The sequence below is a fragment of the Anaerolineae bacterium genome, assembly GCA_016931895.1.
Lineage (GTDB): Bacteria > Chloroflexota > Anaerolineae > 4572-78 > J111 > JAFGNV01.
In genome coordinates this window covers 24,730-35,825 of the sequence record JAFGDY010000289.1, presented here as the reverse complement: position 1 = coordinate 35,825, position 11,096 = coordinate 24,730, and the positions used below count along the sequence as shown (strand labels likewise).

Below are 11,096 nucleotides of genomic sequence, written 5' to 3'. Positions count from 1 at the left end.
CCGTCAAAACAAGAGTGGGTAAATGTGAAAAATCCAATCTCAGCTTATTGTAACCACGAAAGGTACCTGCGTCAAAGGCAGAGGAGATAAGGGTATTATTTTGCTTTACTAAAAACCAACTATTTGGGCTGGCTTTCTGCTGGCGGGATAAATTCAAAGTACCAGCCGGGTACTCAAGCTCAATCCGACGTGTCGATTGTGACCACAACCACCAATGAGAGTCCTTCGGGATGCTATTGGGAAGGGGAATATCGGCAATGGGGGGCAGTTGTGGGGTCATTTCAATCCTACTTTCTATGGTGTTTGGCCGTATTTTACTTTTGCCGCCGGAAGAGGCAAGTAAACTCAAGCCGAGTCTGTTCTTCGCTTTACCCTTTTGGTAGCTGTGGCCGGAGGCAGGCTATCCGATATTGTTGTTGAGGCTGGCGCTCATTCAAACTGACGTATTCCATTGGATGGCTTCATTCAATAAAAACGTCTCTGTCAGACGGTGAATACTGTAACGCCGTTCTTCCAGTCCGCCGCCAATTTGCACCAGGGACAAAGCTGCCAGTTGCTCAAGCGCCCGGCTGAGTTCGTCCGGTTCAAGTTCATTGAGCGCCAGCAATTGTTCCAGGGTGCCCTCCTGGGCCAGGGGCATCGTCAATAACACCTGCTGGCCGGTCACAGTCAGCATATTCCAAGTTTGCCAATAAATGTAGGTGTATAGTTCGTCATTTTTGGGGCCTCGCGCCTGCTTAAGATTATCCAGCACCTGGCTCAAGGGCAGAATTGAAATTTGTCCTATTACCAATTTTAGGGCCAGGGGATTGCCGCCGACCACATCATAAATACTTCGCAGCTTGTCGGTAGGAGCGTTGGCCAACATGGGAATGCCCCGCATTCTGGCCTCGTATCTAATCAAGTGAATTGTGTCGGCCTGACTGAGTTCAGCCAGGCTATGGCAAAAAATATCGGGATAAGCACACAAACTGTGGCGGCTGGTCAACAGAAATTTACTTGGATTGACCAGGGTCACCAGAAACGGCAGGAAAGTTTGGTAATCGGACGCCGTCTCCAGGTTATCAATCACAATCAGGCGTGGCGCTTGTTTGAGTATTTTGACCAGCGCCTCCTTTTTTTGTGAAACCGATAGGGTCAGGGGGAGAGAGTCATTAAACTGCTCCAGCAGGGCATCAATCAGAGCCTCGGTGGTGAGAGTCGGCCTATCAATCTGGGCCAAACCAATTCCGGGCAGCAGCTCTTGTTGTTTGGCGCTCACCCAGGCGATGTCGTAAAACCGGGCGCTTAAATCGGGCTGGCGCACCAGAGCGTTGGCCAGGGCTGTTTTGCCAATACCCCCCAATCCTTCAATAGAAATCAGCCAGGGTGGCGTCGGTAAAGTTAAAACCTCTACCAAAGTATCCAGGTGCGTTTCCACCCCAATCAGTTCAACTGCCAGAGGCAATTTTAGCCGTTTTTCCAGGCGGGCCCGGTATTCAGCGCGGGCCTGGGTTTCTTGGTTTTGTAGGATGAGGGCCAGACGTTCAATAGCTTCCTGTTGCTTGCGGTAGGCCGTAGACTCACCCACGTTGAGCCAGTTAGCCACGGTATACATCACCTGCCCATCCAAAAAACGCTTGCGCAGTAAACCGGCCTCAGTGGGATACTCAATGGCCATAGTTTCTAAGGCTTCAAAGAGAAGCTGGTTGGTGGCCTGGTGAGCATTACCGCCGCTTTTGAGCCGGGCCTGCTGAAAGAGGTACAGATAATTAAGCGGGCTGATCTCAGTGCCAGCTTCATGCCACAACTTAAGCGCACTATAAACATCGTCTTGGAGTTTTGGCAATGAGATTTTTCTGTTCACCACACTCTCCTAAACCACAGGATATTTTAGCATCATCAGGATACTGAGCATCATCAGGATACTGAGCATCATCAGGATACTGAGCATCATCAGGATACTGAGCATCATCAGGATACTGAGCATCATCGAGATACTTTAGCATACCACACTCTCTGAGTAAAAACAATGTGCGGCATTGCCTAATGAGAGGAAAGTGAGAGATAGATGAGAGGTAGATGGTAGATGATGATAGCATTTTTAGGATATGCTGATTGATAATTGAGGTAGATAGTTCTATGAACAGATCTCACCACTACGTTTTTGTACTATGGGCAGACCGATTTGATGAAGCAGCGACAGCTATTTTTGTAACTATGCTGCGTGAAGTTGGAATGCGGGTGAAAGTGGTGGGCCTGACGCCCCAACCTATCAATGGCGCCCATGGCCTGATTTTACAGCCCGATTTCACCCTGGATGAGGCCCTGGCTTTGGCTCCTCATACAACTTGTTTGATTATTCCCACAACTTTGGCGGGATTGAAGCGCTTTCAGCATGATCCGCGTTTGGCTGAACTTTTACAACAGGCCCAGGCCAATCAGTCCAGATTTGTTTTTGCCTCAGGGGATGAGACCAATCTGGATGAAGGATCCTTTTCGGCGGCGGAACAGGTGACTATTTATCCCAATATTGAAGATTTGCAGGAATTTGTCCAGGATTTAGCCGGATCTTTTGTTTAGGTGAAACTGAAAATTATGCACACCAATATGCAAATTCTGGTAGTAGATGATGAACCTGCCATTCGGTTGTTGTTAAAACATATTTTTAAAACGCTGAGGCCGGATTATAGAGTTTCAACGGCAATTGACGGGCCGGAGGCGCTGATAGAGTTGCAACAACAATTATTTAACCTGGTTATTATTGATTATCAATTGCCCGGAATGAATGGCCTGGAACTGGCCTACAATGTTTATAAACGTTGGCCCCGCACCGGGATCGTACTCATCAGCGGCCATCCTCCACCGGATATAAGACGTCATCTCAAACAGTTAGGCCTGACCCATTATCTTAAAAAACCCTTCTCGCCAATGCAGTTATTAGAGGTTGTTGATGACGTATTGGGGTATTGTTGAGAATAATGAAAAAATCAACTATCAAAACTCAGGATTATATTTTTGTGTTGTGGGGAGATAAATTTGAAGAAACAACGGCTATTATTTTTGTTACCGAAATGCGCAAGGCTGGCTTAAGGGTCAAAGTGATTGGTTTAAGCCCCCAGCGATTGTGCGGGGCGCAAGGGTTGGTGTTAGTGCCCGATTTAACCCTGGAGCAGGCATTGCCCCTGGCCGACAACGCTATCTGCCTGATTATTCCCTGTGCGTCATCAGGAACTTCACAACTCAGGGATATTCCCGCCTGGCCCGATTTTTGCGAACGAGCTTGCGTCAATAATGCCAGGTTTGTGGTTGGGCCTTTACCTGAAACTGAAATAACTGATTTGGGATTAGGGAACGTGTTTGACAAGCTGGTGATCTACCCGGACAAGAGAGATTTGGTGGAATTTGCCCGTCAGGTGGCCCGGTCATTATCGGTAATTGGCTAGAAAAATATGGATGCTCATCAACTAAAAAGCTTGCCTAAAACAGAACTCATCAAATTGATTTTTCAGTACCGGAAGCAACTGCAAGCTCTCCAAACGCCTTCTGAGCATGTGAAAAATGGAACGGATGCGTCAGAAACCTCTCCCGCCTCCCTACCCGGTACGAAAAGGTCACAATGTCCGGTTGATTTTTTGCTTTCCAGGCAATATCAAGTTCATAAGGCGGCATGGGTAAATATTTATGTTGATCAGATAAATATTGATGATCTATTTCCGCCTCGCTGCGTGGAAAAAATAAAAGAGATGAGTCTACAAGAAGATTTAGAGCAATTGACCCAACTCTTTTTTATCCGGCAGCAACAGAAAATAGAAAAAATTGTCCGTAACGCGCTTCGTTATTTGGATAACACGCGTTATTTAGAGAGAAGTGCATTGGCCAAATTAATGGCTGAAACCTGGCAAATTTATTTGGATGGCTCAAGCCTGCAACAAATTCTAACCCAGGCTATTGAGTCGGTAAAACTTTTTGCCGACCAGGCCACTTGGTCGCGGTGGCAGTTACGCCATGATATTTTGACGCTGACCTACTACGAAAAAATGAACCCCTCAAATATTGCCTTGAGATTATCAATCAGTGAACGCCAATACTATCGTGAATTGAGAGTGGCGATTCACACTGTGGCGCAATACCTGGTTGACCTACACTAACAAAGCCGGCAGTTTTTTGGCAGAAAATCTATTGCCGCTGAAGTTAAACTATGTTAGGTTATGCATATTTGTGAATTTCTTGGCGAATATTATTTGGTGGTGTTGGTTAATGCAACAAAGCAGGGGGACTATTTGTGGATAAGATTTTGACGGTGCAAGAAGTCGCAGACTACTTAAAAGTAAGCCGGACTACGGTGTGGCGCTGGTGTAATCAGGGAAAACTACCGGCGTTTAAGGTTGGACGGGGATGGCGTATCCACCGATCAAGGGTGGAGGAGTTGATTGGAGAGGAAATTGGCGAAGAGGATGGTAAAGAGAGTGAAAACGAAAGGTTCCAGGCGGCTAAACCGGAATCACAGCAGCCTGTTGCCGATATCAAACTTAAAGATAGTTGCTAACCATTATTTGGCGGGGTATTGAATTAAAATATGGATGGTCTAACCTTTTTAGTCATTATTTTGGTCGTTGTTGTGGTGGTTGTTTTTTTTATTGTAAAGTCTCCCCCTGGCAAACAACCTGTGGTCACATCTTTTCCCGGAAAACAGTCTGGAGCCACATCTTTTCCTGCAAATCATTTAGTGGAATTAAGTGGTCTTAAGGGAGAATATCAGGGACGACGAATTTCCATTAATCCTGCCCAGGCTCAACAAAAACCGTTGTCCATTGGCCGGGGCCAGGAAAATAATTTAACAATACACAACGATCTGGTTTCAAGAAACCATGCTCAGATTACGTTAGATCATACCAACCGTTGGGTTCTGTATGACCGGGGGAGTGTCAACGGCACCTGGGTTAATGGAGAACGGGTTGCCCAACATTATCTAAAGTCGGGGGATCAAATTCAGATCGGGCCGACCATTTTTGCTTTTCAAGATAACCGCAGCGTGGTTACGCCAGCCCCTTCCCCACCGCCTCAGACCCTCTCACAACCGGTATCTGCGCCTTCTGATTCTAAAGATATTAATCTACAAAATTATCAAAGGTTGCAAAACTTGGGCGGCGGTGGGGCGGCCCAAGTAGTCAAAGCGCAAGACCAAAAGGGAGAGACAGTGGCCATTAAATTTCTGGTTCGGCCTGATCCATATTTACGCCAAAAGTTTCAGGGGGAAATCAGATACGGACAAACCCTACGCCATCCCCATATTGCCCGGATTTATGGCGGCGGCGTTACCCCTGACAACAAACTTTATCTGATTATGGAATATGTGGATGGCCCTACCCTGCGCGCGCGGATGGCTCAAGGCCGGTTGCCCTTTGATAAAGTGGTATCCATTGTGGGTCAAACTTGTGAGGCCCTGCAATACGCCCACAAATTGGGTATTTATCACCGGGATATTAAGCCAGAAAATATTATGCTCAATACCCAAGGCCAGGTGAAATTGATTGACTTTGGTATTGCCCGCATCACGTCTCAAACTACCCACACCGCCGACGGCATGATTGTGGGCACGCCTTTGTATTTATCTTATGAACAGGCCAAAGGCCATCAGGTTGACGGGCGGAGCGATATTTACTCGTTAGGCGTAGTGCTGTATGAATTGTTGACCGGCTATGTGCCATTTTTTAGCCAAGATACTTTGCAGATAGTTCATTATCACGTTACCCAGGCGCCCACCCCGCCCGGCAAACTCAATGCTCAGATCCCGGCTCATTTAGAAAAAGCCACCCTGCGTTGCCTGGAGAAAGACAAAAATCGTCGTTTCCAGACCGCGCTGGAATTGGCCGGGGCGATTGGCTATACCCCTCAAGTGACCAGCCACATTGATGACAGCCTTTTTTGGAAACCAACACAGCAAGCCCAATTGGTGGTTCTCCACAACGGCCGAACTATTCGGCTTAATACCACAATCGTTGAACTACACCGTCGCGATATTGAGCCAAACGACCATCTCATTTCACGCACGCATGCTCAGGTTGAAAATCATGAAGGTCGTTACTGGCTGAAAGATATATCTGTTAACGGCACGTTTTTGAACGGGGTCAGAATTGACCAGATGGCTATTTTACAACATGGCGACCAGATTCAAATTGGCAATGCCTTATTGCGGTTTGAAGTTAAATAATAATTAACCCAGGAGATAATGATTATGGAAAACTTGATTGAGCTTTGGTATCTAAACAGTGTGGCGATCATTGTACCGGTAATTGCCCTGGCCGTGGCCGGATATATTTGGTACGACGCCAATCAAAAAGCCGTGCCGGCCACCAACTGGCTGATTGTCGGCGTGGTCAGCCTGGCCGCAACTCTGCCGGCGGCCTGGACTGCGCTGAATATGGATCAGGTTGAGAAAGAACTTTTACAGGCCTATCTGGATCAGGTGAGAACCTCCCAACAGCTTATTGGCGAAGATGTCACCAGAGTGCTTGAAGCCCTGGCCCAACAGATGGGGCTGACCCAAACAACCAATATCAATTATGACAATCTGGAAATGTTTATTTATTTAAGCATTGCCGGTTTTGTGGGCAGCGTCATTGCCGGAGCCGGATATTATCGTAGCGCGTCGGCTTCTTTTGTGGTTTCTCCGCCGCCCACAGACTATCCGCAAACATATCAAATGCCGCCAACATATCCCCAACAGCCCCCCCCGCCGGTAACGCCTCCGGCGCCAACCGCTACAGTCCCGCCATCTATACCATCTGCGGCTAAAAGTGGTTCTCCCCCTTTAGAACGCACCAAACTTATGGCAGAACCGGCCCAGGTAGTGGCCTGGTTGGTCGTTCGGAGCGGGTCGCGCCAGGGGAAGAGCTATCCTATTGGCACAGGCGAATCGGTTATTGGCCGCGACGGCCGGTGCCAGGTGGTTTTGGACCACGAGTCTGTTTCTGGACAACACGCCAAAATCAGGCCGGAACATAATACCTTCTGGTTGTACGACCTGGCCAGCACTAACGGCACTTTTCTCAATAACCAGCGCATTCAACGCCAGCGGCTGGAAGATGGAGACGAAATTCGCCTGGGCGCGATGACATTTACCTTTAAAGAAGTGCGTTGATGAGATTAAGGAGAGAAACTGATGAGTCAAGATTATGAAAATCCAACCACGCAATGGCCGGGTGCGGAACCGGGCGGTTATCGGCCCACCGAACAAATGGGGCAGGCTGGTCAGCAGGCCGGTTATGGGCCGGCAGGCATGGCCGGTCCCCAGGCTAAAACAGAACTACTAGATACTACCCCGCCCACTTTTGCCTGGGTGGTGATCCGGGAAGGCATGCGAGCCGGTAAGATTTATCATCTCAATCCAGATGATACCACCATTGGCCGCGACACTGACTGTGACGTTATTCTGGATGACTCGGCTATCTCGCGCCAGCATGTCAAGATACGGGTCTTAAAAAATTCTGAAGGCGAGCAGGAATTTGTTCTCCATGACCTGGCAACCCCAAATGGCACCAAACTTAACGGGGAAGAAGTGGTTAAACACCCCCTCAAGGATGGAGACCGAATAGAAATTGGTCGGACCGTTCTTGTATTCAAAAAAGTTGATTAAGCAAAATTATTATTCATAGCGTGGTCACAAATTAAAACCGCGCGACTCAGTGATTCAGCGAAGGTTAGGATGACCGGTAAAAATTCACCGTTTTCTAAAGGAGTAATTGGACTATGGAAAAAATAATTGAACTCTGGTATCTCAACTACGTGGCCCTGGTTGTGCCGGCCATTGTGTTGATTGTAACGGGTTATATCTGGTATGCGGCCCGCCAACAGAATATTCAAGCCAGCCTCTGGTTGGCCATAGGTTTGGTGAGCCTGGCCTTGACCCTGCCGGCCGCCTGGACCACTTTGCATTTTCAAGAAGAAGATAAGCAACTCTTGCAAAGTTATCTGGAAGGACGGGCCGAGTTTTCTGAACAATTTGGTGAAAACATAACCCAGGCCTTTGAGACCATTGCCGCGCAGTTAGGCTTAACCGAAGAGATAGGCGTTGACTATCAAAATCTGGAGTGGTTTTTGTATTTGAGCCTGGCCGGTTTGGTGGGCAGCATTATTAGCGTTATTGGCTATTTTCAAAGCGCCCGTCAAGCGGTGTCGGTTGCTTCGCCCGCGCCGTTTTATGGCGGGATGGAGCCAACTATGGGCGCGTATCCTCCCACTCAACCCCAGGTAGACTTTTCCCCACCTACCCCCCAGGTTCCTGGTTCGTTTCCGGTTGACCCCACGGCCCAAATGTCCCACCCGGTTACAGAACAAATTGGTATGGGCGGCGGGGGAATGGCGGGACCTGGCCTGGTGGGGCAGGTAGGAAGCGCGCCTCCCAAAACAGAACTACTCAACGCTGTCCCCACTACGGTGAACGCCTGGTTTGTGGTGAAAGAAGGCTCCCGCGCCGGTAAATTGTACCATCTCAGCCCTGAAGCAACCACCATTGGCCGGGACCCAAGTAACTGCGATATTGTTTTAGACGACACGGCCATTTCGCGCCAACACGTTAAAATCCGCCAAAGTAAAGGCCAAGATAACCAAGATGTATTTACCCTGTTTGACCTGGCTACGGCCAATGGCACCAAAGTAAATGGAGCAGATGTTTCCAAACAAGTGCTGCAAGATAACGACGAAGTAAGTTTAGGCCGAACCGTGCTGGTCTTTAAACAAATGAAATAAGGAGCAGACAATGGTCGCAAAAACAAAAATTATGGGCCAGCCTCCACTGCCCGAAGCATTCCTGGTGATACGGAGCGGCGTTCGTTCTCCCAAGAAACCCCAACGCATTGGTCATACCACCTATCGCATTGGCCGCGACACCGCCACGAATGACCTTATCCTGGATGATGAACATGTGTCGGCGGAACATGCGGTGATTAAATATGAAAATAATCGTTTTGTCTTATACGACCTGGCCAGCCGAAACCGCACCTATCTAAACGACAAATCGATTGAAAAACAAGCCTTGCTGGATGGAGATGTTATTCAACTGGGTAAGGTAAAACTGGTGTTTAAGGAGGTCAAAGATTGAGGTGAGAGACTTAAATCCGGCCATTTATGGTGAAAATATTGTAGTTTTACAATGGTATAGTTGGATTGCCTTTGTGACCCTGGGCGTGGCCTTGCTGGGCGCTTTCTGGATTTTTTACGACTCCCAACGCAAAGGCACCGAACCACTTATCTGGAAGGTTTTGATTGTGGTGTCTATTGTCTTCCTGGTGCCTTCGGTAGCGGTGGCCATAGACGAGCGTATTGCCCAAAATGTTATCCACGCGGTGCCGTTATTGGCTTACCTGGGTATCGGCGCGGCGGTGGCCGGGCTAATTTCAATTTTGGGATACCTGGCCAAAATTTTTTATAACGCCGAGGTATATGCAGGCGAAATGGGCATGCCGCCGTATCCGGCATCTCCGCTGCCAACCTTTGAACCGCCCACCGGGCAATCTCCTGCGCCTCCCTGGGCAGGAGGAGCCACCGCAACTGACCCTGGGCAAATCCCGCCTGTGGCCCCCTTACCCACCGAAAATATAGGCGGCAGCATGGCCGGTGTCTCTTTTCTCGGCGGGCCGGCCCCGGGCGTGCCCGGCCCGGCCAAAACCGAATTGCTCCATCAGATGCCGGAAGAAATGGCCTTTCTGGTTATTCGCTCCGGGCCGCGGGCCGGCAAAGAGTATAGATTGGCTGAAGTGACCACCCTGGGCCGGGATGCCCAACAATGCGACATTGTGCTGGACGACACCTCGGCCTCCGGCCAGCACGCCCGAGTGAAACTGGAAAAGGGGCGCTTTGTTTTGCACGACCTGGCCAGCACCAACGGCACCAAAGTGAATAACAGTGAAATAGACCGTCATATTTTGGAAGATGGCGACCAGATAAATATTGGCCGCACCACCCTATCTTTTATGCAAGTTAAAAGCGGCAAATTGTAATGGGCTTTCAAATTGGCCATCTCACCGACCGGGGTCGGGTCAGGGAACTTAATGAAGATAGTTACCTGATTTTAACCCAACCTAATTTACCGCCAAATGTAACCCTGTTATTGGCCGTGGCCGATGGCATGGGCGGTCATCAGGCCGGTGATATGGCCAGTGGATATACCATTGCCAGTTTGGACCAATTCTTTTCCACCGGCCAATTTCAGCAGTTGGTTGATTATAGCCCCGGCCGCGCCGATTATTATGCGGCGGTTTTAAAAGACGTCATTGAAGCCGTCAACGACCGCCTGCTAGACCTGTCAACCCAACTGGGAGTAACCCAGATGGGCACAACGGCCACGGTGGCTTTGCTCTCCGGTCAGCAGCTCTTTATTGGCCATGTGGGAGATAGCCGGGCCTATTTGCTGCGAAACGGGCTGTTACAACAAATCACTCAGGACCACTCCTGGGTGGCCGACCAGGTAGCCAGCGGGGCCATGACGGCCAGCGAAGCCTACTATCATCCCAAAAAGAATTTGCTACTGCGGGCGCTGGGCAACAACGTTGTGGTGCGGGTAGACCGGATGATCCAAGACGTGTACCCTGGCGATACGCTTATTTTATGCAGCGACGGCTTGACCAATAAAGTCAATCCTTTGGAAATGACCCAAATAGTAACCGGCCAGCCCGACCCTAAAACCGCCTGCCGGCAACTGGTGCAATTAGCCAACAGCCGGGGCGGCGAGGATAACATTACCGTGCTCATTGCTCGCCTAGACAGCCGGAACGCCCCCAGTTTACCCGGCGGCCGGGTCTTTGGCCCTCACCGGCAGGCCAGCGAGGCGGAGAAAAACTTGGCCAATACGGATAGACTGATTCGGCCGGCTACCACAGCCGCCCCGGCCAAAACTATTCAACTTTCTGCTCAAAAATCCCCCAAATTTTCGAGAATCTCAACCGCGATCCTCGCTTTGGTGATTTTGATTTTTTTGCAATTGAGTATCACCGCCGTTGTCTTCGTCATCAGTTCGAAATTGACGTGGAGTACCTTTGTTGGGGGAAGCGCAGGATTGGGCTTTATCATTGGCCTTCTTTTTAGCTATTGGTTATTTGCCACTCATCAGAGTTAAA

The 11,096-nt window shown here is 49.2% G+C and carries 14 protein-coding genes; 12 read left to right on the top strand and 2 right to left on the bottom strand.

Annotated elements, in window-relative coordinates; translation table 11 throughout:
- Together JW953_22155 and JW953_22150 are read right to left on the bottom strand one after the other, a co-directional pair.
- The coding region (locus JW953_22155; protein ID MBN1995408.1) for a hypothetical protein at positions 1-280 on the bottom strand (280 nt) is incomplete at its 3' end.
- Between the two features lie 153 nt (positions 281-433).
- Positions 434-1,846, bottom strand: a complete 1,413-nt coding sequence (locus tag JW953_22150; GenBank protein MBN1995407.1) for a hypothetical protein — start codon at positions 1,844-1,846, stop codon at positions 434-436.
- Positions 1,847-2,121: 275 nt separating this feature from the next.
- Between JW953_22150 and JW953_22145 the strand changes: the two genes are divergently transcribed.
- The 12 genes from JW953_22145 to JW953_22090 all read left to right on the top strand — a co-directional run bounded on the left by JW953_22145 (position 2,122) and on the right by JW953_22090 (position 11,095).
- Positions 2,122-2,562: a DJ-1/PfpI family protein gene (locus JW953_22145; GenBank protein ID MBN1995406.1), complete on the top strand. Its 441-nt coding sequence runs from the start codon at positions 2,122-2,124 to the stop codon at positions 2,560-2,562.
- Positions 2,563-2,577: 15 nt separating this feature from the next.
- Positions 2,578-2,955, top strand: a complete 378-nt coding sequence (locus JW953_22140) for a response regulator (protein MBN1995405.1) — start codon at positions 2,578-2,580, stop codon at positions 2,953-2,955.
- Positions 2,956-2,960: 5 nt separating this feature from the next.
- On the top strand, positions 2,961-3,425 hold the full coding sequence (locus JW953_22135) for a hypothetical protein (GenBank protein MBN1995404.1): 465 nt from the start codon (positions 2,961-2,963) through the stop codon (positions 3,423-3,425).
- Between the two features lie 300 nt (positions 3,426-3,725).
- A complete protein-coding gene (locus JW953_22130) occupies positions 3,726-4,130 on the top strand; it encodes a hypothetical protein (protein ID MBN1995403.1) in 405 nt (134 codons plus the stop codon).
- Positions 4,131-4,264: 134 nt separating this feature from the next.
- Positions 4,265-4,528 carry a helix-turn-helix domain-containing protein gene (locus JW953_22125; GenBank protein MBN1995402.1) on the top strand — a complete coding sequence of 88 codons (264 nt, stop codon included), beginning with the start codon at positions 4,265-4,267 and terminating at the stop codon, positions 4,526-4,528.
- Positions 4,529-4,708: 180 nt separating this feature from the next.
- Positions 4,709-6,193: a protein kinase gene (locus JW953_22120; GenBank protein ID MBN1995401.1), complete on the top strand. Its 1,485-nt coding sequence runs from the start codon at positions 4,709-4,711 to the stop codon at positions 6,191-6,193.
- A 24-nt stretch (positions 6,194-6,217) separates the two neighbouring features.
- Positions 6,218-7,123 carry an FHA domain-containing protein gene (locus JW953_22115; protein ID MBN1995400.1) on the top strand — a complete coding sequence of 302 codons (906 nt, stop codon included), beginning with the start codon at positions 6,218-6,220 and terminating at the stop codon, positions 7,121-7,123.
- A 21-nt stretch (positions 7,124-7,144) separates the two neighbouring features.
- Positions 7,145-7,618: an FHA domain-containing protein gene (locus tag JW953_22110; protein MBN1995399.1), complete on the top strand. Its 474-nt coding sequence runs from the start codon at positions 7,145-7,147 to the stop codon at positions 7,616-7,618.
- A 113-nt stretch (positions 7,619-7,731) separates the two neighbouring features.
- Positions 7,732-8,730 carry an FHA domain-containing protein gene (locus tag JW953_22105; GenBank protein MBN1995398.1) on the top strand — a complete coding sequence of 333 codons (999 nt, stop codon included), beginning with the start codon at positions 7,732-7,734 and terminating at the stop codon, positions 8,728-8,730.
- A 10-nt stretch (positions 8,731-8,740) separates the two neighbouring features.
- Positions 8,741-9,082, top strand: a complete 342-nt coding sequence (locus tag JW953_22100) for an FHA domain-containing protein (protein MBN1995397.1) — start codon at positions 8,741-8,743, stop codon at positions 9,080-9,082.
- 1 nt (position 9,083) lies between these two features.
- On the top strand, positions 9,084-9,980 hold the full coding sequence (locus JW953_22095) for an FHA domain-containing protein (protein MBN1995396.1): 897 nt from the start codon (positions 9,084-9,086) through the stop codon (positions 9,978-9,980).
- Positions 9,980-11,095, top strand: coding sequence for a Stp1/IreP family PP2C-type Ser/Thr phosphatase (locus JW953_22090; GenBank protein MBN1995395.1), 1,116 nt, complete (start codon positions 9,980-9,982; stop codon positions 11,093-11,095). The genes JW953_22095 and JW953_22090 overlap by 1 nt, the downstream gene beginning before the upstream one ends.
- Position 11,096 lies beyond the last annotated feature (1 nt).